This is a genomic window from Streptomyces scabiei 87.22 (assembly GCF_000091305.1).
GTDB lineage: Bacteria > Actinomycetota > Actinomycetes > Streptomycetales > Streptomycetaceae > Streptomyces > Streptomyces scabiei.
Genome location: NC_013929.1, coordinates 4,687,997 through 4,711,144 on the forward strand (window position 1 = coordinate 4,687,997; position 23,148 = coordinate 4,711,144).

Sequence of the window (23,148 nt, forward strand, 5' to 3'; positions counted from 1 at the left end):
AGACTCGCCCCATGACCTCAACGACAGACAGTGCCGGTCTGCGCCGGACCGTGGAGCGTTTCTGGGCCGCGGCCGAGGGCCGGGACTGGGCCGCGTTCGCCGGGACGCTGGCCGAGGACGTCGTGTACGAGCTGCCGCAGACACGGGAGCGGATACGCGGCAGGGAGCGCTATGTGGAATTCAACCGGGAGTATCCGGGCGACTGGCACGCGAGGATCGAGCGGATCGTCGCGGAGCCCGGGCAGGTCGTCAGCTGGGTGCATGTCACGGTCGGACTGGAGGAGATGTACGCGGTCTCGTTCTTCACCGGGGACGGTGACGGGCGGATAGCCGCCGTCACCGACTTCTGGCCCGAGCCGTACGAGCCGCCGGCCGGACGTGAGCACCTCGTCGAGCGGTACTGAGGTTGCGGCGGTACTGAAGCCGGGGCGGTACTCAGGCCGGTACCGAGGCCGGGGCGGTACCGAGGCCGGGCGCGGAGGGCTCGCGGGCGCCGACCCCGCAGCCGGGCGACCGGCGCGGGCACCGTACGGTGGAAGGCGTGTACCGGTTTCTGCTGACGCCCCGATGGTGGGGGATCAACGTCTTCGTGCTGCTCGCCATCCCCTTCTGCGTGTTCATGGGGTCGTGGCAGCTGAGCCGCTTCGAGGACCGGATGCAGGACCATCGTGCGGCGACCGAGCGGATCGACCCGGCGGACCGGGACCCCGCGCGCCCGCTGGACGAGCTGCTGCCGGTGGACCAGGAGACCTCGGGCGAACTGGCCACCGTCACCGGGCGGTACGGCGAGCAGCTCCTCGTGCCGAACCGCGAGCTGGACGGCCGGAACGGCTTCTACGTGCTGACGCTGCTGCACACCGACGACGGCAGGGCACTGCCCGTCGTACGGGGCTGGCTGCCCGGCGCCGCGCGGGCCGACCGCGCCCCGGCGGCGCCCTCCGGCGAGGTCACCGTCACCGGTTCGCTGCAGGCGTCCGAGACTCCGGGGTCGAACGGCGTGCCCGTCCAGGGCGGACTGCCGGCCGGGCAGACGTCGGCAATCAGCGCGGCGACGCTGGTCAACCTCGTGCCGGACAAGCTGTACGACGCCTGGATCACGCTGGACAGGGCCGACTCGGGGATGAAGGCCGTGCCCGCGACCGCCCCGCAGAACACCGGCCTCGACCTCAAGGCCTTCCAGAACCTCGGCTACACCGGCGAGTGGTTCGTCTTCGCCGGCTTCGTCGTCTTCATGTGGTTCCGGCTGGTGCGCCGCGAGGTCGAGTTCCTCCGGGACGCGGAACTGGGCCTGGTCCCGGACACCGACCGGGCGGGCGAAAGCGGGACGGACGAAGCCGTCGCCCGGGAAGCCGAGCCGGCCACGTAGGGCCGGCTCCGCCCGTCACCCGCACACCCGCCCGCAGCCGCAGCCGTTTGTGGCCGCGGCCGTGGCCGCTCGGTCAGGCGCCCGCCATCAGGCCCGTGCGGTAGACCACGCCCGCGCAGGCGTTGCCGACGCCCGTGCTGAAGGTGGCGACGCCGCCCTCGGCGGTGTGCGAGACGAGGACGCTGCCGTCCACGGTGCCGTCCTCGGTGAACAGCTGGGTGGAGACGGAGTTGGAGCCGTCGGTGGTCGTGCCCGGCGTCTCCTCGCCCGTGGGCGTCGGGTCGGGTGACGGATCCGTGCCGCCGGTGCCGCCGCCGTCGGTCGTGCCGCCGCTGGTGGTGGGACAGGGTTCCGAAGGCACCCAGGCGAAGCGCACCTCGTACGCCGCTCCGGGTGCCAGCACCAGCTGCGTCAGGGACAGCGAGGGGTCGGGCAGTCCGGCGGCCGCGTCCCCCGTGACATGGTTCAACACGGTGAGCTTCGCCCCGTCCGCCGCGCCCTGCGGCGAGACGCTCACACCGCCCGGGCCGCTGACCGTACAGCTGGTGCCGGAGACGTTGGAGACACGGAACGAGCCGTAGACGGCCCCGCTGGAGTCCGGTGCGCCCACGCTGCCACCGCCGCCGAGCTGGGCCCCTGTGCACAGGCCCGAGGCAGCGGTCGTGGGTGTCGGCTGTGTGCCGCCCGCGGCGCCGTTGTTCCCGCCCTTGCCCTTGTCGCCCTTGCCCTTGTCGGCGCCCTTGCCGGATTCCTTCGAGCCGCCGGAGCCACCGCCCGAGGCGTCGTGACCGCCGGTCTGGCCCTTGGACCCGCCGCCGCTGCCCTGCGTCTGCGAGCCGTTGCCCGTGATGGAGGTGTGCAGGTCGGAGCCGGTGGAGTTGGAGACGTGGACGAGGGCGGGGATCGCCGTGCCGATGAAGAGCGCGGCGGCCGCCATGCCGACGACGGCCTGACGCTTGCGCGCCCGCCTCGCCGGTACCGCCCGCCGCAGATGCTCCAGCGTGCCGTCCCTGGGCTCGATCTCCGACACCGCCCGGTGCAGCAGGTTGCGCAGCACCAGCTCGTCGCCCGGCTCGAACCCGTCGGTCTCCTTCGGTCCCGCGCCGTGCGGGCCCGAGGCGTTCGGGCCCGAGCCGTTCGGCCCCGGCATACCGGAACCGAGGCCGCCGGACCGCAGCGCGTTCAGGAACGACACGTCGGCATCGTCGGCCGCGCGCCCGCCCTCCGAAGGCCGGTCACCCACGGGCCGGTCACCCGCAGTCCGGTCGTCGAGAGGCCGGTCACCCGAAGGCACCTCGTCCGCGGGCACCTCGTCCGAAGCCGGCTCGCCCGACGGCGAGCCCGCCGACAGCGAGTCACCCGAAGGCAGGTCCGCGACCCCCGAACCCGCGGCGCCCGGCGACGGCGAGTCCTCCGGCTGCGAGCCCTCCGACCGCGTGCCCTCCGGCTGCGAGCCCTCCGACCGTGTGCCCTCCGACCGTGTGCCTTCCGGCCGCGTGCCCTCCGGCCGCGTGCCCTCCGACGGCGAGTCCTCGAACAGCGAGTCCCCGGACGGTGAGCTCTCGGACGGTGAGCTCTCGGACGGCGAGTCCTTCGACAGCTCGCCACCCTCCGGGAGCGGCTCCACCGACGACGCGCCGGCCGATCGCGCGCCCTCCGACGGGACGCCCTTCGACGGCGTGCCCTCCGACGACGGGTCGTCCAACGGCAGGTCGTCCGAAGGCGGGTCGTCCGGAGTGCGGCCTTCGAGAGGCCGGCCCGGGGGGCGGGGGCCTTGTTCTTCGGGGCCGTGATTCACAGTTCCGTTCCCAGCGTGCGATGGCGTTTCTTCGTGCTCTCCGAGCGCGCGCCCCCCGGCGCGCCCGTCCGGCCCGCGCTCGTCCGCGCGTGCTTCCCCGCGCTCCGCGGCGCGTTCGTCGTCGTCCCGGCGGCCCCAGGAGGCGCGCCTTTGGGCTCCGCGTTCATCCCGTCCGCCGCGGCCGTCCTGCCCGTCGCCGCGGTCGGGTCCGGTGCCCTTGCCGTGCGTACTCATGCCGGCGCCTCCATGGCAACGCGCAGTGCCGCGATGCCCCGGGAACCGTACGCCTTGACCGAGCCGAGAGAGAGGCCGAGGGTCTCGGCGACCTGGGCCTCGGTCATGTCGGCGAAGTAGCGCAGCACGAGGACCTCGCGCTGGCGGCGCTGCAGCCCCTTCATCGCCTTGATGAGGGAGTCGCGCTCCAGCAGGTCGTACGCGCCCTCCTCCGCGCTGGCCATGTCGGGCATCGGCTTCGAGAGCAGCTTCAGACCGAGGATGCGGCGGCGCAGGGCGGAGCGCGAGAGGTTCACGACCGTCTGGCGCAGATAGGCGAGCGTCTTCTCCGGCTCACGGACACGCTTGCGCGCCGAGTGCACGCGGATGAACGCCTCCTGGACGACGTCCTCGCAGGAGGCGGTGTCGTCGAGGAGGAGCGCCGCGAGCCCGAGCAGCGAGCGGTAGTGCGCGCGGTAGGTCTCGGTGAGGTGGTCGACCGTCGTGCCGGAGGCCGGCAGCGTCGAGGTGTCCTCCGCGCCGTCGCGCTGGTTCGGTATGCGGGTCGGCCGCGCCGCTGGCATCGGCGCGATCACCGGCATGCCGCCGGCCGAACCGGGCGAGCGGGGACGGCGGGGTGGACGAAGGGCGGCGCCCCTCGTCTGTACCGCGGTGAATTCGAGTACCTCTGCCACGCCTGTTGGACCCGCGACCCCCCGTCGGGGTTGTACGTGGCAGCCATGCCTTTTACGTCAGATCGCACACGTGCCCGCAAGACACCTGCGCGGGCCGGTGCGGCAGCCGCGCCCGACGGCACGCCGCGCTCAGCTGTCGGTACGGCCCGCCGAACACCGGACAGCACGTCGAACGCCCTCATGCGTACCAGCTCTTCCCCTAAGCCCCGAGTGTTCGCGCCCAGCCCCGCCGAAGGGCGCCCGTGAAAGACGCTCCCCGCCCGCCGCGCGGTTGCGGCGGACGGGGAGGAAAAATCCTCGGTCGCCGGGAGGCCTGAATCAACCCGGAGACCCGACGGCGGCGCGGCCGGAAATTCTCCGCCCGGCGAACCGCCGACTCGAAGAACTTACACGTCGCCGCCGACAAGGGCTCATGTGTTCGGGGCGAAGCGGGCCCGGCCCCCTACGCGCCCTTCGCCACCAGCTCGGCGATCTGCGCGGCGTTCAGGGCGGAACCCTTGCGCAGGTTGTCGCCGCAGACGAACAGCTCCAGGGCCGTCGGGTCGTCCAGGGCCCGGCGTACGCGCCCGACCCAGGTCGGGTCCGTACCGACCACGTCGGCGGGGGTGGGGAACTCCCCCGCGGCCGGATCGTCGTAGAGGACGACCCCGGGGGCCGTGGCGAGGATCTCACGGGCCTTGGCGACCGTGACCTCGCTCTCGAAGCGGGCGTGCAGGGTGAGCGAGTGCACGGTGAGGACCGGCACCCGTACGCAGGTCACGGCGACCGGCAGCTTCGGCAGGCCGAGGATCTTGCGGGACTCGTCGCGGACCTTCATCTCCTCCGAGGACCAGCCGTCCGCGCGCAGCGACCCGGCCCAGGGCACCACGTTCAGCGCGACGGGCTCGGGGAAGGGCCCCGTGTCGTCGCCGACCGCCCGCCGTACGTCACCGGGGGTCGTCCCCAGTTCCGTACCGGCGACCAGGGCGATCTGCTGCCGCAGGGTCCGCACCCCGGCCCGGCCCGCTCCGCTGACGGCCTGGTACGAGGAGGCCACCAGCTCGCGCAGCCCGAACTCGGCGTGCAGGGCGCCGAGTGCCACGATCATGGAGAGGGTGGTGCAGTTGGGGTTGGCGATGATGCCGCGCGGCCGGACGCGGGCGGCGTGCGCGTTGACCTCGGGGACGACGAGGGGCACCTCCGGGTCCATCCGGAAGGCGCCCGAGTTGTCCACCACGACCGCGCCCTTGGCGGCGGCGATCGGCGCCCAGTGCGCCGCCACCTCGTCCGGTACGTCGAACAGGGCGACGTCGACCCCGTCGAGGGCCTCCTCCGACAGCGCCACCACCTCGACCTGCTCCCCGCGCACGGCCAGCTTGCGGCCGGCCGAGCGCGGGGAGGCGATCAGACGGATCTCGCCCCAGATGTCGGCCCGGTGGGACAGGATCTGGAGCATGACGGTGCCGACGGCACCGGTCGCGCCCACGACCGCGAGCGTCGGCCTGCCGGTGCGCCCGGCATCGACAGCCATCAACGACCGCCGCCTCCGTGGATGAGGGCCATCAGCGACCCGTACCCCCGTAGACGACGGCCTCGTCGCTGTCGGAGTCGAGTCCGAAGGCGGTGTGCACGGCGCGCACGGCCTCCGGCACGTCGTCGGCGCGGGTGACGACCGAGATACGGATCTCGGAGGTCGAGATCAGCTCGATGTTCACCCCGGCGTCGCTGAGGGCCTCGAAGAAGGAGGCGGTGACGCCCGGGTTGGTCTTCATGCCCGCGCCGACCAGGGAGATCTTGCCGATCTGGTCGTCGTAGCGCAGCGAGTCGAAGCCGATGCCCGCCTTGTTCTTCTCCAGGGCGTCGATGGCCTTGCGGCCCTCGGTCTTGGGAAGGGTGAAGGAGATGTCCGTCAGACCGGTCGTCACGGCGGACACGTTCTGCACGACCATGTCGATGTTGACCTCGGCGTCCGCGATGGCGCGGAAGATCGCGGCGGCCTCGCCCGGCTTGTCCGGGACGCCGACGACCGTGACCTTGGCCTCGGAGACGTCGTGGGCGACTCCGGAGATGATGGCGTGCTCCACCTTGTGGTCCCCTTGCGACTCTGGCTTCTCGTTGCTGACCCAGGTGCCCGGCAATCCGGAGAAGGACGAGCGGACGTGGATCGGGATGTTGTAGCGGCGGGCGTACTCGACACAGCGGTGGAGCAGCACCTTCGAACCGGACGCCGCCAGTTCGAGCATGTCCTCGGAGGAGATCCAGTCGATCTTCTTCGCCTTCTTCACGACCCGCGGGTCGGCGGTGAAGACGCCGTCGACGTCGGTGTAGATCTCACAGACCTCGGCCTCCAGCGCGGCGGCCAGCGCGACGGCGGTCGTGTCCGACCCGCCGCGGCCGAGGGTGGTGATGTCCTTCTTGTCGGCGCTGACACCCTGGAAACCGGCGACGATGGCGATGTTGCCCTCGTCCAGCGCGGTCCGGATGCGCCCCGGCGTGACGTCGATGATCCGGGCTTTGTTGTGGACCGAGTCGGTGATGACGCCTGCCTGGCTGCCGGTGAACGACTGGGCCTCGTGGCCCAGGTTCTTGATCGCCATGGCCAGCAGCGCCATGGAGATACGCTCTCCGGCGGTCAGCAGCATGTCGAACTCACGCCCGGCGGGCATCGGTGACACCTGCTCGGCGAGATCGATCAGCTCGTCCGTCGTGTCGCCCATCGCGGAAACGACGACGACCACCTGGTGGCCGTTCTTCTTCGCTTCCACGATCCGCTTGGCGACGCGCTTGATGCCCTCGGCATCGGCTACGGAGGAGCCTCCGTACTTCTGCACGACAAGGCCCACGTGCGCTCCTCGCTCCGTTTCAGTCTCTGATTTCCGCACATACACACGCACTCATACGTTGTTCTTACGTCGTCGAACGTGCTGCGGCGGTCGGCTCAGTCTAACGAGCGGCCGAATATCCCTTCCCTGGTACCGCATGGTGAGATGTCCCGCTCACCCTTTGATCACCTGGGTTTTCTCCGGGCGTCCACCGAATTTCACCCGGCTTCTTCGACGGGAGATCATGGGGTCCGACCGCTCCGGGGTGGTGCCTGCCCGGTGGGAGTGCGGGGCAGTCCAAAAGTGGGGGAGGTCACTCGAGGCGTGGGGCTTCGAGGTGGGCCGCCTCATGGGTGGTGTCCACCAGGTTGTCGCGCACCTTGCGCGTACTGGGATGGTCCTCGCCCAGTGAGCGCACGTACCCTTCCCAGGCCTCCTGGTAAGCGGAGATGGCTTCACTCGTTCGTCCCGCCCGGTGGTACGCGCCGCCGAGGTTGTTCAGCGACAGCAAGGTCTGCGGGTGGCTCCGGCTCAGAAGACGCTCGCGATCGGCGACGTTGCGCCGCAGAAGTGCGATGGCCTGATCGAGGTCGCCGGATTCCCGGTACGCCCCGGCCAGGTTGTTGCGGGCGTTCAGCGTGACCGGATGGTCCTCGCCGTGGCGGCGTACCGCGTCCTCCACGTACTCCTCCATCACGGTCACCGCCTGCTCGCCCTGGCCCGCCGAGATCAGGTCGTTCAACAGGTTGCCCCGGGCCCGGAAGGTCCGGGGGTCGTCTCTCCCCACGGTGTTCCGCAGCATCTCCACCGATCGGGCATGCAGCTCGATCGCCATGTCCAGATCGTCGGCCGCATAGTGCACCGAGCCCAGGTTGCCGAGGAGCACCGCGAACTCGGGGCTGCCCGCGCCCAGAACCCGCCAGCCGTCCTCGCAGACCCGCTGCAGCAGAGTGATCGCGGGGCCTGGATCACCGGCCTCCGCGTATGCCTGGGCGAGGTTGCTCGCCACCGTCAGCGCGTTGGGATTTTCGGACCCCAGGAGCCTTACGCAGATGTTGTGAGCGCGCTCCAGCAGAGGTACCGCCTCCCGCGCAGCCTTCTGGCCGCAGAGGAACATTCCCGTCTCGTTCGCCAGCCGGCCCAGCTCTTCGACCTCCTCGTCCGGTGCCACATGGTCGGCCAGCGCTTGGACATGCGGCAGCAGGGAGCGCCACGTCGGCCAGCAACCGATGTCTTCGTAGTCTTCCGGCAGGGCCGTGAGGAGCAGGCGTATCGCGTGGTTCCGGGCGAGAGCGATGAACTCGGCCTCTGCCGGTTCCTCCCCACCGGGCGTCCGGACGACGGCCTGCACCAGGCGGTGGACGGAGATCGTGTCACCCTGCATCGCGATCATGCTGTGGGCTGCGAGGCGCCCGAGCCCTTGAGCGACCGCCAGAGGTCTGGCCCCGGCCTCCAGCACACTCCGGGGAATCGCGTCCGGCGCGTACCAGGCCAGCACGGACAGCAGGACGCCCGCCGTGAGGTCACCCTCGTCGAGCCGGTCCAGCGTCACACGCCACACCCGGGCCACCGTCCGTTCCGGGTCCCCGCCCTCGGCCGACGCCGCGAACATGTCCGCCGGGTACGCGGCGAGCATCTCCAGATACCGCTCCGCCGACGTGCCCGTCTCCCGGCAGAACGCCGCCGCCTGCTCCACCGCGAGCGGCAGGTTGCCCAGCTCTCCCGCCAGTTCGGGCGCCCCGGCCCTGCCCGCCGGGCAGATACGCCCGAACAGTTCGGCCGCGTGTGCCGTGTCAAGGACGTCCAGGTCCACGCAGGTGGCCGCCTCGTGCCACCCTGTCGCCCGTCGACTAGTGATCACGAACCTGCCGCCCGGCGCGCGCTCCAGCAGCGGTTCCACATGGGCCGGATCACTCACGTTGTCGAGGACGATCAGCCACCCCTCATGTGTGGCGAGCCACTGCACCGCCCGCTCCCGCAATGCCTGTGGGGGCAGTACGTCGACGAGTTCCGGCTGCATGGCCATACCGAGCCCGGTCAGGCCCGCGTCGATCGCAGTGGGACTGTCGGCGGCGATCCACCACACGGGGTTGGCGTCGGTCGTGGCCGCCCGGACCCAGTGCGCCACCAACGTGGATTTACCGATGCCGCCCAGGCCGTGCACGGCTACGACCTCCGACGCGCCCACCGCCTGGTCCAGCAGGCCGAGTTCGAGTTCCCGCCCCACGAAGAGTCTGGTGGGGACCGGCAGTTTCACCAGCCGCTTGTCCAGTTCGCCCATCGGCCGGAAGGCCTCCGCCGGCAATACGGTCGCATGGTCGATCTGCGTGTCGATCTGCGTGACGTGATCCCCGGTGGCGGCATTGCGCGCGCTCCCGCCGAACGCGACGGCCCGCTCCCCCGACGCCTCCACCATGGGCACTCCCCGTAGTCGCTCGCTGCTCGGACGTCGTCGACGAGCGAAGGCTCCCCGCCCCGGCGATACGAAGGATTCTCCCTCCTCGACGCCTGCGACCGCCGCACCTTCGGCTCGGCAGTGGACCGTCTTTAAAGTTCAACGATTATGGTTCGCCTGTGCGCGTACTTCTGGTGGAAGACGACGAGCCGGTCGCCGAGTCCCTGCGACGTGGACTCCTGCGGTACGGCTTCGAGGTGGAGTGGGTCAACACGGGCGGGGCCGCGCTGTCGTACGGCGGGCCGTACGACGTCGTCCTCCTGGATCTCGGTCTCCCCGACACCGACGGCCTCGACGTGTGCAAGGCCCTGCGGGACCGCAGCCAGGTGCCGATCATCGTGATCAGCGCACGCAGCGACGAGACGGACCGCGTGGTCGGCCTGGAGCTGGGCGCCGACGACTACGTGTCCAAGCCGTTCGGGGTCCGCGAGGTGATCGCCCGCATAAGGGCGGTGATGCGCCGGGTGCAGCCGCGCGCCGCCGACGCGCCCGCCGGGCCCGACCGCTACGGCCCCCGCCTCACCGTCGACCGCAAGGCCGCGCGCGTCCACCTCGACGGTACGGAGGTGGGGCTCGCCCCCAAGGAGTACGACCTCCTGGCCTTCCTCACCGAGGAGCCGGGCGCCCTGATGTCGCGCGAGCAGATCATGGAAGCGGTCTGGGACGCGAACTGGTTCGGGCCGACGAAGACGCTCGACGTCCACGTGGCGGCGCTACGGCGCAAGCTGGCCGGGGCGATCACGATCGAGGCGGTACGGGGCGTGGGGTTCCGGCTGATCGTGAACGAGAAGGAGAAGGAGGACGCCGAGACCTCCGGCTCCCCGCGTGAGGGCGACGGCACGTCATGATCCGTCAGCTCATCCGCAGCTACGTGCTCCTCGTGGCGGTGGCGATCGCTCTGTTCACGGTGCCGGTGGCGTTCACGCTCACGGATCAGCTGCGGGACGACACCAGCGAAGCCGTACAGCGCGAGGCCAAGACGATGGCCCGGCTGCTGGGCGTGGGCGACACCGCCTCCTGCGAGGCCTTGGCGCAGCTGGCGGGGGCGTACCCGCCCGAGGAGGAGAAGGTCGAGGTCACCGCGACCGACAGATGTGCGCCGGAGAGGCTGGGGGAGCCGAAGGCGGACGCGGCGCTGGGCCGTGCTCTGGAGCACGGCCGGAGCACGGTCGACTGGGGCTCCGACTTCATCTGGGGCGACAACCTGGTGGTCACGGCCCCCGCCTTCGAGCGTTCGCCGGACGGCAAGACCGACACGGAGAAGGTGGTCGGCGCCGTCCGGATCATGTTCTCGACCGACCACCTCACGGCTCGGCTCTGGCAGATCTGGGGTTTCAGGGCGGGCCTGGCGGTGTTCGTCCTTCTGGCCGCCGCAGGCATCGGTGTCTTCGCCGCGCGGCGCCTGACCGCCCCCCTCCGCCAGCTCAACGAGATGGCGAGCAAGATGAGCGACGGCGATCTGACGGCCCGCTCCCCCGTGACGGGGCCCCAGGAGACGCAGACCCTGGCGCGGACGCTGAACCAGGCGGGCGAGCGTCTGGACACGCTGATCGCGTCGCAGCGCATCTTCGTCGCCGACGCCTCGCACCAACTCCGCACTCCCCTCACGGCCTTGCGACTGTCCCTGGACAACATCGCGGACGGTACGGACGACGAGTTCGTACGGGAGGACGTGGAGCAGGCCACCGCCGAGGTGGTCCGGATGAGCCGCCTCGTCAACGGCCTGCTGGTGCTGGCGCGAGCCGAGGCGAAGGTGACGGCGGCGGAACCGCTGTCCCTGCGGGATGTCATCCGGGAACGCCTCGACGTGTGGAGACCGGCCGCCGACGAGCGCGGAGTCACCATCACGCTCAGGGGGAGTGCCGACGGCCGGCCGCTGGTGCTGGCCAGTCCCGGTCATCTGGACCAGGTCCTGGACAACGTGCTTTCGAACGCCCTGGAGGTCTCGCCGGACGGTGCGACCATCACGGTCCTGGTGGAGAGCCGGGGCGACGAGGTGGTGCTGTCGGTGCTGGACGAGGGGCCCGGCATGTCGGACGCCGAGAAGTCCCGCGCCTTCGACCGCTTCTGGCGCGGTCAGGGCCTCACCGGGAAGGGCGGTTCGGGCCTCGGCCTCGCCGTCGTCAAGCAACTCGTCACCGACGACAACGGGACCGTGGCCCTGAAGGACTCACCCGGGGGCGGGTTGTGCGTCGCGCTCACCCTGCGGGCGGCGCGGCACGGGGGCGGCTGAGCCGGGAGAGTGGGCTCAGCCGGTCCGGGGTGGCTGGGCCGGGGGGTCGAGCCCAGCCACGTTTTGGGATCCGGCGGGCGGATCAGCCTTCGGGCATCATCGACGAGTGGTGGTTCACGATCTTCCACACGCCGTTGCGCTTCTCGTACTCGTACGTGTAGCGGGCGTCGACGCGCCGCTTCTCGCCGGTCTTGGGGTCGGTGAGGATGAAGTAGTACGAGCCGGTGTCGATCGCCGAGTTGGCGTCCAGGACGTTGATGATCGTCTTGGTCTTCTTGCCGACCGGCTTGTTCTCCAGGAAGTGGTTGAAGTAGTCGACGATGCCGGCGCGGTCCGTGCGGATCTTGTTGGAGACGGTCGGCAGGAGCACCGCGTCCTTCGCGTAGCGGTCCGCCACCTTCTTGGAGTCGCCGGTCCTCAGCGTCTTGTTCCAGCCATCGAAGAGAGCCGCGATCTCCTTCTTGGAGGGCTGCTTCGGCGCGGCCTCGGCGCCAGCCATGCTGACCCCGGCGGTGACCGTGCCGGCGGTGACGAGGGCGGTGGCGGTGACGATGGCGGCGCGTATGCGGTTCTTGCGGGTCATCGCGATCTCCTGTGCGAAGTTGGGGTGTTACTGCCTCCGCTTCGTGTGCGGTGGAAGTGACTCCAGATTCGCGTGACGCCGGTTAGGGGGTGTGCAGGGGAGATACAGGGGTGGGACAAGGGTCATACAAAGCGCGAAGAGTAATGATCAACTTACTCTCCGAGGCGACCCAACAGGCTGGTGAGCTGGTCGATCAGATCGAGGGCCTGGCCGATCAGGCTACGGTCCCCCGAGGTGGTAGCGCGTCGGTCCAGATCGGCTGCCAGAGGGGGAAGCAGTTCACGGGCGCGGCTCATGTCGCCCGTGTCGACCAGCAAGCGGACGTGCCTCGCTCGAACGGTCAGCGTCAGCTGATCAGTGTCACCGAGGAACGCCCGGCACCGTTCGGCAACCTTCTCTGCCAGCGCCGCCGCCCTCTCCAGCTCCCCGGCCTCGGCCAGCGCGTCGACGAGATCGTTCTCCACACCGACGTTCTCCATGTCGTCCACGCCGAACAGCCCGTGCGCCCTCCTGAGCCGGGACTCCAGGGTGTGCAGGTCCGGACGCTGCTCCGTGATGTCACGCAGGGCCGCCTCGGCGTTGAACGTCAGCCGGTGATCCGCCCCCAGAACGTCAGACGCCGTCTCGACCGCCTGTTCGGCCAGAGCCCGTGCCCGTTGAGTGTCGGTGTGCCATACGGCCCTCGCAAGCGAGATGAGAGAGGTGATCGTCCCCGGGTGCGCATCGCCCAGGGTGCGCTTTCTGACCGCGAGTTGCCGCTCGGCCAGGGGTATCCCGCGGGCCCTTGCGCCGTTGAGGACATACAGGGCGAGCAGCACGTCGTATATACCGTCCGAGCTCGTCCATTCCGGATGGCGTGCGAGGGACCGTGCGGCCCGGTCAGCCAGTTCGACGCTGCGTCGGGGATACTCCCGCGCGAACGCCGTCCCCGCCCGCCCGAGGAGGGCCGTAAGCAGTTGTGTGTCGAACTCCTCCCTCAGGCAACCGCCGAGCGCCTCGGCATGGGTCGCCCACAGACGTGCGGCGTCATGGGCGATGACGGCCGCTGGCTGGTGCTCGACCAGAACCGTCACCGCCGCGTCCCGCGCCGCGACCATCTCCTCCAGTTCACCCGCCCGACTCACGGCCTGCACCAGCCGATGCACCGACAACACCTCCCCGCGCACCTTGATCATGCTGTGCGCAGCCAACCGCCGTACGGCCTCGGTCACTTGCAGCGGCCCGCCGGTCCCCATCAGGTACGACCTGGGGATGTCGTCCGGCGCCCACCAGGCGATGAGCCTCAGGATGGCGGCGGCGGCCGGGGTGTCCGCGAGCGCGTCCAGCGTCACCTGCCACACCCGCGCGACGGTCCTCTCCGCGTCCCCGCCCTCCGCCGTGGCCGCATACATGTCCGCCGGATAACTGGCCAGCAGTTCCAGGTACGCCCGAGGAGTGATCCCCGCCTCGCGGCAGTACGCGGCGGCCTGGTCGACGGCCAGCGGCAGGCACCCCAGCTCTGCGCACAGCTCCTCGACCCCGTCGGCAGGGCCGTCATAGATCCCGGTGAACAGCTCGACGGCCTCGTCCGGCGCCAGGACGTCGAGGTCCAGTGTGCGGGCGATGCACCGCCAACTCACGGGCCCCCGGCGGGTGGTGACGAGAAACCGTCCGGTTGACGCCCGTGCCAGCAGCGGCTTGATGACGTCCGGGTCGGAGACGTTGTCCAGTACGACCAGCCAGCCCTCGTTCGAGGCGAGCCATTGGATCGTACGTTCGCGGAGGGCCTCCTCCGTCAGGATGCCGACCAGGGCGGGCTGGAGGGCCCGTCCCAGTGCGGCGAGCCCGGCGTCGAGGTCGGACTCCGTCTCCGCGGTGATCCACCAGACGGGATTGAAGTCTGCCGCGCGGGCGGCGGCCCAGTGCGCGGCGAGCGTCGACTTGCCGATGCCGCCGAGCCCGTGGACGGCGTGGACGACGACGCCACCCGTCTCGCCGAACGTCATGTCCAGCAGCCGGAGTTCACGTTCGCGGCCGACGAACTGACCCGTCCGGTCGGGTAGATGACGCACGCGGGACGCGCAGGGATCGAGCGCGAACGCCTCCGCCGGGAGCACCGTGGCCTGGGCGATCTGGGTGACGAAGTCCCCGGTGGCCGCGTTCCCAATGTCCCGCCCGGCGGCCACGGCCCGCTCACCCGACGCTTCCGCCATCCCCTCGCCCATGGAGAACATGATGACGTGCGCGAGAGGGCCCGACCCCGTTTCCGGGGCGGCCCGCCTTCCGGCTGGTTGAACACTACGACCGAGCCGTCGTCACGGGCTCGACTTCATGGTGCCCTGACCGGCATGCCTCCGGTGCGCGGGGCGGGGAGGAAGGTTTCCGGGATCGGCGTGTACACCGGCATCGGCCCGTCCGCCTCGCACTCCGCGAGACATTCGCGGCACAGCCCGTTCACGAGCTCGACGGTCCGCTCGTCCGCCTCGCACAGACCACAGACCATGATCACTTTGTCGATGCGCGCACGGCGGGCGGCCTTCTGCCGGATCTCCGCCTTCTTGGGCTTCATCGGGGGCATCTTGTCTTCCAATCGTTTGCGGGCGAATCCGCCCGGGTTGGTGACATCCGGAGGAAGTCCGTCCGTCAGTGCCCTGGTGACGTCGTCCGGCGTCGCGCCACGCGACAGCCACTGCGTGACGAGGGATTCGAGGGAATGGCAGTCGGCGTCGGACAGCGGCATACGGGGATCCGCGGAGCGGACGTCGGCGAGGGTCAGGTAGGCGGTGCTGGGCTCCGGGGCGGGAGCTTCCGCCCTGCCGGGCGCGGTCGGCTCCTCCTGGTCGGTCGGCTCCTCGGGCTCCTTCTCCTCGACCCGGGCCAGTCCCGACCGGTAGTGCTCCGTCACGTCCCTGCCGTCGCGCTCTCGCGCAAAGTCCGCCCACCACTCCACCGACCTGGGCGTACGCGACCAGTACGTGCGCGTTACCCACCGCATCGAGCCGTCCTCGATGGTGAGGTGCTCCTTGATCCAGCGCAGATGGCCGGCGTGGACGAGGCGCCCCGACGACGTGCGTACGGCTTGCTGGCCGTAGCGGGGGTGTTGCGCCGCGATCACCTTGTGGCCCATGGCGTGGCCGTCTTCGAGGTGGTCGATGAAGACGGCGATCTCGGCGTCGCGGGGGCTCAGGTGTGCGAAGTTCGGATCTGCATGCGAGTCTTCGTCACCCACGGAGCGTTTCCCGTAACCCGTTTTGGCCATCGGGTGGGACGGGGAATGCAGGGCAGCACTAAGCTGGGCGTAAGCCACGATCGAGCCTCATTCGATCCGTAGGTCTAGGCCCTGGCAATGGTGTTGGCGCACCGGCCGGGGCCGATCTATGTGGTCAGATGCCGCGAACCTAGAGCGGCTTCACGTTCCGAAGCAAGTCGATCACGGAACGTCACCCTTTCGAGTTACGTCCCTTCAACTCACCTACGAGCTTGGTTGGTTGGGTTGGTTCTTCAGTCTTTCCCAGAGGCTTGGAAACCCATGGGAAGAGCTCGGGTCCCGGGGCTTAAGCTCCGGGCTGACCTGCGGCGATGCAGGAGGCCCAAGAGGAGGCGCGGACGGTCGGCCGTTCGCGCCGGAAGGCGATTCGAGGCAGTTCCCGCCCTCCGAGTCGCTGTAACTCGACTTGGACCACCGCGAACGGACTGCTGGTACTCCGGGCCGACGCCTCAAGCTCCGTACGTGGAACCGGAGTCACTGCCCACCGCAGTGACGACCGCGCTCCCCGGGGTAACAGACAGCCATGAGCGAAGTGCTGCTGACTGAGACGTTCCGTAGTGCGTCGGGGGCCGTGCGGTGGGGCACGATCGGGGAGGCCGGGCGGGAACCCGTCGTGCTCTGCCACGGCACCCCCTTCTCCTCCTACGTCTGGCGCGGCATCGCCCAGGCGCTGGCCGACACCGACCGCCACCAGGTGTTCGTCTGGGACATGCCCGGGTACGGGGAGTCGGACATGCACACAGGTCAGGACGTGTCCCTGGCCGCGCAGGGGCGGGTCTTCACCGAGTTGCTGGCGTACTGGGGGCTGGACGAACCCGTCGTGGTCGCGCACGACTTCGGCGGGGCCGTCGCCCTGCGGGCCCACCTGCTGCACGGGGCCCGCTACCGCGCGCTCGCCCTGGTCGACCCCGTGGCGCTCGCCCCGTGGGGCACGCCCTCCTTCCGGCTGCTGGGCCGGCACGCGGCGGTCTTCGAACAGCTGCCGCCCGCACTGCACCGGGCCCTGGTGCGCGAGTACATCGCCTCCACCGGCGGTCCCGGCCTGCATCCCACCGTCCTCGACCGGCTCGTGCGGCCGTGGCTGGGTGAGCACGGACAGCCCGCCTTCTACCGGCAGATAGCCCAGGCGGACCAGGCCCACACGGACGAGATCCAGGGCCGGTACGGGGAGATCGGAATCCCGGCACTGGTGTGCTGGGGCGAGGAGGACGGGTGGATCCCGCTGGCGAAGGGGCGGGAGCTGGCCGGTCTCGTGCCGGGCGCGCGCTTCGAGCCGATCGCCGGTGCGGGGCACCTCGTCCAGGAGGACGCCCCCGCCGAACTCACCGCCGTGCTGCTGGACTTCCTCCAGGAGCAGCAGCCCGGCTAGAGCGTCCCGAGCGCCGGCGCGAACGCGATCAGGAGCGGGAGGAGGGCGAGGAGCGCTGCGGCCGTGGTGGTGGCCGCGCGGCGGGTGCGGTCCAGGCGGGGCGGCGGCTCCAGCAGCCGCTCGACCCGGTCGCCCAGCAGGCGGCGGGTGTTGGAGCAGCTCAACACGCCCCGGTGCTGGTTGAGTTCGATGAGGGCCAGGGCCGTGGTCAGGTGGCCGCAGCGACGGGACGCCGTGTCGTCGGCGGCGAGTTCGACGAGGCGGTTTGTCTGGTCGGCGAAGTGGGCGAAGAGGGGGACGCGCGGGAAGCCCGTGGCGAGGGCGGTGGAGAGGTGGAGCAGCCAGTCGTGGCGGGCGCGGGCGTGCCCGAGTTCATGGGCGAGGACGGCGTCCAGCTGACGGTCGCTCAACTTTCCCAACGCGCCGGTCGTGACGACTAGTTGGGGCGGGGCTCCCGGCATCAGCCAGGCGTCCGGGTACTCGTCCTCCAGGACCAGCAGCGGACCCTTCGTCTGCGGCAGCCCGGCCGGGAGGTCGGGAGCGCGCTCGCGCAGATGCGCCCGGCGCAGCTGCCGGCGGCGCCGGGCCTCGACCAGCTCCCGGGCCAGCATCGCCCCGCTCCAGGCCGCGCCCAGGGCCAGCGCCAGCGTCAGTACGGCCGTCCAGGGCGGCGCGGCCGTGAGGTCGTACGCGGCGGTCACCTCCGGGGGCGCGGGCGCGAAGGCGTGCGTCCGCACGGTCCCGAACACCGCCGCCGCGCCCAGCACCAGCGCCGCCAGGCAGCTCAGCAGGGCCGCCGCGACCAGGCACTGCCACGCCCAGAGCGCGACCACGGGTTCCCGCTCGGGCCACCTCGCCCTGAGCAGCGTGCGAGGACCCAGCACCGCGGCGGTCACGGCCACGGCGGCGAGAAGGAGCAGGACAACGGTCACGTCACTGGGTCCGGTTCCTGTCGGGGGACGGGCAGGGCGTTGCACGTGGCTGACGTACGTACGCGTATGCGGCCTGACAGCCGAGAGGACACGCTACCGGGAAACCGGCGGATGCCATCGGGCGGAAGCAAGCCGTGCGCGAGGCGTCACGGACTCGGTGCGCGGAGCAGATCGCCCAGCGACCGGCGCACCGGCTTGGGTAGGCGGGGGTCCTCGACCAGGCACTCCCACTCCGCTCGGTGCCGATCCAGAAGGACCCGGGCACGATCGGCATCTCCGATCTCCAGCAGCAGCTCGATCTGCCCCATCCGGGCGGACAGGGTCCACGCGTGCGACTCGCCGTGCTTCTCCGCGCAGTCGTTGGCGAACTCCTGGTTCAACCGGATGACCTGTTGGAGGTCCCCAGTCATGAGATAGAGACCCATCAGGTTCGTTGTCAGGATTTGAGCGGCGCTGAATTCGGAGAATTCGCCACGCTTCCCCGCTTCTCTCCGGACGGCCTGGTTGCGCAGCCGTTCGACCTCGGCGATGGCGGACTGCGCGTACCGAGAGGGATCTCGTTCGGCGATCCCCACCCGGACATCCGCCAGAAGCACACCAAGCTTCGCCGTGACGTGGTGATCGTCCCCCAGAGTCCGCTCCGCCTTGCGCAGGGACTTCTCGGCCAGGCGCATCGCGTCCCAGACTCTTCCGCCGGCCAGCAGTGCGTGTGCCAGCCATGCCCGGGCCACCAGTGTCCGCGGATCCTTGCGGCCGAACATACGAGCTGTCGTCGACCGATTCTGCAGCAGCAGAAGGTATGCCTGTGCCCAGTCCCCCTCCAACAAGAGCCGGTTGGCAAGCATCTTCCTTGCCAGGAGGGTGGTCTCGTGCCGCCGCCCGCAGATACGTTCGGCGAGACGCGTCGCTCGCTCCACCGCCTCGATGCCGCCCTCGCCGGTAAAGCTCTCGCTCCAGCGAGCGACCAGAGTGAAGAGCAGTACAGCCTGTTCCGCCTCCGGTTCCCCATGCCCGAGCAGCGTCTTCGCGTGGGTGAACCAATCCATGTGGGCGAAGCTCGTCTTGTCGTTCGCTCGGGCGCTCAGCACCGCCGCCGCGCTCTCGCGGCCCGCCGCCACCGCTTCGGGTCGCCTGTGCGGATCCTCCGGATCCGCGGCCCTCGCCACCGCCTGCACCAGACGGTGCACCGAGATCTCGTCCCCACGCAGCGTGATCATGCTGTACGCGGCCAGTCGGCGAATCGCCTCGGTCACTTCCGGTGGGCTGCCGAGCGGCTCCAGGTACGGCAGGCGAATTCCGTCGGACGACCACCAAGCGATCACGCGGAAGATCTCCCCCGCGAGCGGTGTGTCGGCCAGCCGGTCCAGGGTCACCCGCCACACCTTGCCGATGGCGCGTCCACCCTCCGGAGCTTGGGTCAGGTACTGCTCGGGATGGGAAGCGAGTTGCTCCCGATACCGCCCCGGAGTGATGCCCGCCTCCCGGCAGTACGCCGCCGCCTGGCGCACGGCCAGCGGAAGACATCCCAGTTCTCGGCACAATTCCTCGGTCGCGGCCGCCGACTCGGCGTCGTGAGGGCGGTCGTGGACTCTTTCGAAGAGTTCAACGGCTCCCGGGAGGTCCGGCACATCCAGCGGGACCGTCTCCGCGATCCCCTGCCACCCGGCCGCCTGCCGGGTCGTGATCAGGAACCGGCCGTCCGGACACCGGCCGAGGAGCGCCTTCACGAGGACCGGATCGGAGACGTTGTCCAGGACGAGGAGCCAGCGCTCGTGCGTGGACAACCACCGCACGGCCAGGTCACGCAGCGCTCTCCGGGAGAGTACGTCGCCCAATGCGGGCTGGAGCGCGACCGCCAGGTCGGCCAGGCCCATGTCCAGATCCGCCTCGGTCTCCGCCGTGATCCACCACACGGGGTTGTACGCGTCTGTCCGCTCCGAGGCCCAGTGGGCAGCCAGGGTCGATTTGCCGATGCCGCCCAGCCCGTGCACGACCTGGGCGACGGCTCCGGCAGGGTCCGCGAACGCCTCGTCCAGAGCCGCGAGCTCACGCTCCCGGCCGACGAATGGTCTCGCCCGCTCCGGCAGGTTGACCGTACGGGCCATGCACGCGGGTAGCTCGTACGCCTCCGTCGGCAGCGGGGCCGTCATCCGTCCGACGAAGATCGGAGCCACGTGCTCCCCGGCGAAGGCCATGCCGATCGATCCGCCCGACGCGATCGACCTCCCGCCCGACGCCTCCACCGCCACCCCCCTCTCGGCGTCCATCAGGCGCCCGTGGACGCCGCGCCGATGTCACCGCCCGCGGCGATGGAGCCGTGGCCGGAGGCGGTCACGTTCGCGGTCGGGCCGGGAGCGGCAGAAGGAGACGGGGTGGCAGCGGGCGGAGCCTGCGGTGGGGCAGTCGGCGGGACCGTACCGCCGGTCGAGGCTGAGCCGATGTTGCCGCCGGCCGCGATGGCGCCGTGGCCGGAGGCGGTCACGCCGTCGGCGGGGGTGGCCGACACGGAGGGCGCCGGGGCGGGGGCGGGCGGCGCGACGGAGGACGGGCCGGTCGACACCGTACCGATGTTGCCGCCCGCGGCGATCGCTCCGACACCGGACGCGTCGACATTCCGCGACGGCGTCGGTGTCGGTGGGGCCGGAGGGGTCGACGAACCACCGAACTGCACGATGGCGGCGAGGACGAGGCCGATCACACCCGCGGATCCGCCCGCCACACTGGCGATCTGATCCGCCGACCCCAGGTCGACGAAGGCGAATCCGACCAGTGTGACCACGCCCACCCCGGCGATCGCGAGGCCGGCCCATGCCCATGGCTTCAGTGTCATGGGGGCATTGTGGCGGTTGTCAGGACCCATGGGGAGAGTCCCACCATCACGGACAGATCACTGACGTGACATCAGTTCTTCTTCTCCGCAACGGCATCGGTGCCTGCGTCGGCGGGTGCGTCTGTGCCATCGACCGCCGGGCCGCCTCGTCGCTCCGTCTTCCACAAGTCGGTCATGGCCTCCACGGTGGCCGCGGGGTCCCAGGTCCCCGAGGTGATGCTCTCGCTCAGCGTTCCGAACAGGGCGTTCCATCGGGCGAGTTCTTCAGGATCGGGCCCGCCCTTCACCACGCGAGCCGGACCGTTCTCGACACCGTCCGGACCGCCTGTGGCCCGCTCGGACCGGCCGGGATTTCGCGGTACGTGGAAAGGCGCCAGATCGACCAGGCCTCGTATGGCGCTCATCGCGGCGACAAACGAATCGTCCCCGCCGAACACCGGTGTTGCGTCCGCGACCAGTTGCTCCAACACGGCTGCTCCCCGGTCGACATCCCTGGTGGAGACATAGGCCTGGACGAGCGTCATCTTCGCGGTCAGGGTTTTCGGATGATCCTCGCCGAACACCCGCTCGTAAGTGGCCACGTGCTGCTCCGCAGCTTCCACGTCCCCCTCCGCCTCCGCCTCCAGGCATCTGTACAAGCTTTGCGCACTCGTGGACCGCAGCATCGTGTCGAAGTGCTGCAGCAGATCACCGAGGACGAAGTCGGATCCGGTCAGGGCCCAGGAGGCCACGATCTTCCCGATCGGCCCCTCCATGACCCTCGAACTCGGCGCTATCAGCAGCAGCTTGCTCTGAACCGACAACGTCACCGGGTGCTCCGGCCCCAGCGTCTCGACGCAGTCCCCGTGCACCTGCTGCAGCATCGAACGAGCCGACACGAGATCCTTGTAGTTCCGGATCTCCATGGCGCGGTGGCCCTTTGCCTCCAAGGTTCGCGGATGTCTGTCGCCAAGAGCCGATGCCCGCCCCTCGACGACCTTCTCCAGCAGCTCTCTGGCCCGTCCAGAGTCACCCATGAGCCCAGCTGTTCGAGCAACGCGCATACATGCCGTCAGTGTCAGGGGGTGGCGCTCACCCAGCACTCGGACACAGTCCGCCAGCACGGCGTCGGCCAGGGGAGCCGCCGCTCCGGGGCCGCCGGCCCACCGCCGGGCCTGCACGCGTTCGACGCGGGTTTCGAGGGTCTGTCGCGCTTCGACACCGAGAAGCCGCGTGTATACCGCCTCGGCGTGATCGATCAACGTGATCGCGCGCAGCGCCGAACGGGTTCCCGAGAACATCAGTTGACGGGCTGCCTGGAGGCACAACCCCGCCTCCGCCTCCGTAGCGGTCCCAGGTGATCCGTATCCGGTCAGCGCCTCGATGTGCGGCAGCACCGCCTGCACCGCCCGCCAGGCGACCGGAGCGTCAGCGTCTTCCGGGATCAACGCTGTCAGTGCCGCCACCGCGCTCTCTCGGGCAGCCGAGATCGCGTCGGGACGGCGGTGGTGGTCGTTCTGCCCCGGCGTTCGGGAGACGGCCTGCACCAGTCGGTGCACGGACACAGTGTCGTCGTTCAGTGTGATCATGCTGTGCGCCGCGAGGCGGCCGAGGGCCCGGCGCACGGCCGGAGGCGTCCCGAGTCGGGCGAGCAGGGAGCGTGGGATGCCTTCGGGGGCGTACCAGGCGATCATCAGCAGGATACGCACCGCAAGCGGATCGTCCGCGAGACGGTCCAGCGTTATGTGCCAGACGCGGGCCACTGCTCGCTGATGGTCACCGCCCTCGTCCGTGGCCTCGTACATCTCAGCCGGATAGGCGGCGAGGTCGTCCAGGTATTCGCGTACGGTGCAGCCTGTTTCCACGCTGTACGCCGCCGCCTGGGCTACCGCCAGCGGGAGGTGGCCCAGTTCCTCGCAGAGTACGGCGATGTCCGGGTCCTCGCCCCGGACCCGGGTGAAGAGGGTTACCGCCTCTTCTTCAGAGAGCACTCCGAGCGGCACCTCCTTCGCCATGCTCCGCCAACCGGTCGACCGTCGGCTCGTGATCAGGAACCGGCCTGAGGTCGCCCGGGCGAGGAGGTGCTCGACATCGGCCGGATCGGAGACGTTGTCGAGGACGAGCAGCCAGCCACTGTGGGAGGCCAGCCACTGCCGGGCCCACTCGCTGAGCTGCTCCTGCGGGAGCAGAGCTACCAGCGTGGGCTGGAGCGCCGCGGCCAGGGCCGCCAGCCCCGAGTCGAGCGCCGCACGACTGTCCGCGGTGATCCACCAGCCCGGCGCGTGTTCCGGCCCTCGCAGGGTCGCCCAGCGGGCGGCGAGCGTGGACTTGCCGATACCGCCGAGGCCGTGCATCGCATGTACCACCGCCTCCCCAGGTGTGGCCAAAGCCTCGTCAAGGACGGCGAGTTCGTGGTCCCTGCCGACGAAGAGAGCCACGCGGGACGGGAGGTTGCTGAGCCCCGGCGGACAATCGACGGAAGCCGCGGTGGGAAAGTTCTCGGGCGACAGCAGCGTGGCATTGCCGATGTGCACGCCGAACGATCCGGCCCCGGTCTGTGCCAGGCCGACATCACCGCGCGCGGCCACGGCCCCCGCGCCGGACGCCGTGGCGGAGGAGTCCTCGACAGGGTGGTGGCCGAACGAAG

17 protein-coding genes are annotated in these 23,148 nt (G+C 70.3%); 5 read left to right on the plus strand and 12 right to left on the minus strand.

The window, feature by feature from the left end; genetic code table 11:
* Positions 1-11: 11 nt before the first annotated feature.
* Both SCAB_RS19785 and SCAB_RS19790 read left to right on the plus strand, forming a co-directional pair.
* The gene (locus tag SCAB_RS19785) at positions 12-404 is read left to right on the plus strand and encodes a nuclear transport factor 2 family protein (RefSeq protein ID WP_013001850.1); all 393 of its coding nucleotides are present in this window, start codon (positions 12-14) and stop codon (positions 402-404) included.
* 137 nt (positions 405-541) lie between these two features.
* Positions 542-1,366: an SURF1 family protein gene (locus tag SCAB_RS19790; protein ID WP_173402891.1), complete on the plus strand. Its 825-nt coding sequence runs from the start codon at positions 542-544 to the stop codon at positions 1,364-1,366.
* A 73-nt stretch (positions 1,367-1,439) separates the two neighbouring features.
* On the opposite strand, the gene SCAB_RS19795 is transcribed toward SCAB_RS19790, so the two are convergent.
* The 5 genes from SCAB_RS19795 to SCAB_RS19815 all read right to left on the minus strand — a co-directional run bounded on the left by SCAB_RS19795 (position 1,440) and on the right by SCAB_RS19815 (position 9,289).
* Positions 1,440-2,561, minus strand: a complete 1,122-nt coding sequence (locus SCAB_RS19795) for a hypothetical protein (protein ID WP_231885091.1) — start codon at positions 2,559-2,561, stop codon at positions 1,440-1,442.
* A gap of 833 nt (positions 2,562-3,394) precedes the next feature.
* Positions 3,395-4,072, minus strand: a complete 678-nt coding sequence (locus SCAB_RS19800; RefSeq protein WP_078580151.1) for a SigE family RNA polymerase sigma factor — start codon at positions 4,070-4,072, stop codon at positions 3,395-3,397.
* Positions 4,073-4,514: 442 nt separating this feature from the next.
* Positions 4,515-5,582, minus strand: coding sequence for an aspartate-semialdehyde dehydrogenase (locus SCAB_RS19805; RefSeq protein ID WP_013001854.1), 1,068 nt, complete (start codon positions 5,580-5,582; stop codon positions 4,515-4,517).
* A 31-nt stretch (positions 5,583-5,613) separates the two neighbouring features.
* Complete coding sequence (locus SCAB_RS19810) at positions 5,614-6,894, minus strand: aspartate kinase (protein ID WP_005483785.1); 1,281 nt, start codon at positions 6,892-6,894, stop codon at positions 5,614-5,616.
* 292 nt (positions 6,895-7,186) lie between these two features.
* Positions 7,187-9,289, minus strand: coding sequence for a tetratricopeptide repeat protein (locus SCAB_RS19815; RefSeq protein ID WP_013001855.1), 2,103 nt, complete (start codon positions 9,287-9,289; stop codon positions 7,187-7,189).
* Between the two features lie 158 nt (positions 9,290-9,447).
* Here SCAB_RS19815 and SCAB_RS19820 point away from each other — a divergent pair, with 158 nt between their 5' ends.
* Together SCAB_RS19820 and SCAB_RS19825 are read left to right on the plus strand one after the other, a co-directional pair.
* Entirely contained in the window at positions 9,448-10,176 is a 729-nt protein-coding gene (locus tag SCAB_RS19820; RefSeq protein ID WP_013001856.1) for a response regulator transcription factor, read from the plus strand.
* Entirely contained in the window at positions 10,173-11,561 is a 1,389-nt protein-coding gene (locus SCAB_RS19825; protein WP_013001857.1) for a sensor histidine kinase, read from the plus strand. Before SCAB_RS19820 ends, SCAB_RS19825 begins: the two co-directional genes overlap by 4 nt.
* Before the next feature lie 82 nt (positions 11,562-11,643).
* On the opposite strand, the gene SCAB_RS19830 is transcribed toward SCAB_RS19825, so the two are convergent.
* The 3 genes from SCAB_RS19830 to SCAB_RS19840 all read right to left on the minus strand — a co-directional run bounded on the left by SCAB_RS19830 (position 11,644) and on the right by SCAB_RS19840 (position 15,382).
* The gene (locus tag SCAB_RS19830; RefSeq protein WP_013001858.1) at positions 11,644-12,144 is read right to left on the minus strand and encodes an SgcJ/EcaC family oxidoreductase; all 501 of its coding nucleotides are present in this window, start codon (positions 12,142-12,144) and stop codon (positions 11,644-11,646) included.
* Positions 12,145-12,296: 152 nt separating this feature from the next.
* On the minus strand, positions 12,297-14,348 hold the full coding sequence (locus tag SCAB_RS19835; RefSeq protein ID WP_158512250.1) for a tetratricopeptide repeat protein: 2,052 nt from the start codon (positions 14,346-14,348) through the stop codon (positions 12,297-12,299).
* A gap of 104 nt (positions 14,349-14,452) precedes the next feature.
* Entirely contained in the window at positions 14,453-15,382 is a 930-nt protein-coding gene (locus SCAB_RS19840) for a hypothetical protein (RefSeq protein WP_078580152.1), read from the minus strand.
* Positions 15,383-15,914: 532 nt separating this feature from the next.
* Here SCAB_RS19840 and SCAB_RS19845 point away from each other — a divergent pair.
* Complete coding sequence (locus tag SCAB_RS19845; protein ID WP_013001861.1) at positions 15,915-16,760, plus strand: alpha/beta fold hydrolase; 846 nt, start codon at positions 15,915-15,917, stop codon at positions 16,758-16,760.
* Here the strand turns inward: SCAB_RS19845 and SCAB_RS19850 are convergent.
* The 4 genes from SCAB_RS19850 to SCAB_RS19865 form a co-directional block, all read right to left on the minus strand.
* On the minus strand, positions 16,757-17,692 hold the full coding sequence (locus SCAB_RS19850; RefSeq protein ID WP_013001862.1) for a M56 family metallopeptidase: 936 nt from the start codon (positions 17,690-17,692) through the stop codon (positions 16,757-16,759). The genes SCAB_RS19845 and SCAB_RS19850 overlap by 4 nt on opposite strands.
* Before the next feature lie 146 nt (positions 17,693-17,838).
* Positions 17,839-19,935 carry an NB-ARC domain-containing protein gene (locus SCAB_RS43790; RefSeq protein WP_158512251.1) on the minus strand — a complete coding sequence of 699 codons (2,097 nt, stop codon included), beginning with the start codon at positions 19,933-19,935 and terminating at the stop codon, positions 17,839-17,841.
* A 23-nt stretch (positions 19,936-19,958) separates the two neighbouring features.
* Positions 19,959-20,522 (minus strand): hypothetical protein, encoded by a 564-nt coding sequence (locus tag SCAB_RS47375; protein WP_013001864.1) that lies wholly within the window; start codon positions 20,520-20,522, stop codon positions 19,959-19,961.
* A gap of 71 nt (positions 20,523-20,593) precedes the next feature.
* Positions 20,594-23,089, minus strand: coding sequence for a tetratricopeptide repeat protein (locus SCAB_RS19865; protein WP_158512252.1), 2,496 nt, complete (start codon positions 23,087-23,089; stop codon positions 20,594-20,596).
* Positions 23,090-23,148: the final 59 nt, after the last annotated feature.

Bases quoted from the DNA above. Each gene is read 5' to 3' on its own strand.
- SCAB_RS47375 (WP_013001864.1), bottom strand. From the start codon at position 20,522: ATGACACTGAAGCCATGGGCATGGGCCGGCCTCGCGATCGCCGGGGTG.
- SCAB_RS19825 (WP_013001857.1), top strand. From the start codon at position 10,173: ATGATCCGTCAGCTCATCCGCAGCTACGTGCTCCTCGTGGCGGTGGCG.
- SCAB_RS19830 (WP_013001858.1), bottom strand. From the start codon at position 12,144: ATGACCCGCAAGAACCGCATACGCGCCGCCATCGTCACCGCCACCGCC.
- SCAB_RS19845 (WP_013001861.1), top strand. From the start codon at position 15,915: ATGAGCGAAGTGCTGCTGACTGAGACGTTCCGTAGTGCGTCGGGGGCC.
- SCAB_RS19785 (WP_013001850.1), top strand. From the start codon at position 12: ATGACCTCAACGACAGACAGTGCCGGTCTGCGCCGGACCGTGGAGCGT.
- SCAB_RS19805 (WP_013001854.1), bottom strand. From the start codon at position 5,582: ATGGCTGTCGATGCCGGGCGCACCGGCAGGCCGACGCTCGCGGTCGTG.
- SCAB_RS19815 (WP_013001855.1), bottom strand. From the start codon at position 9,289: ATGGTGGAGGCGTCGGGGGAGCGGGCCGTCGCGTTCGGCGGGAGCGCG.
- SCAB_RS19835 (WP_158512250.1), bottom strand. From the start codon at position 14,348: ATGGGCGAGGGGATGGCGGAAGCGTCGGGTGAGCGGGCCGTGGCCGCC.
- SCAB_RS19840 (WP_078580152.1), bottom strand. From the start codon at position 15,382: ATGGCCAAAACGGGTTACGGGAAACGCTCCGTGGGTGACGAAGACTCG.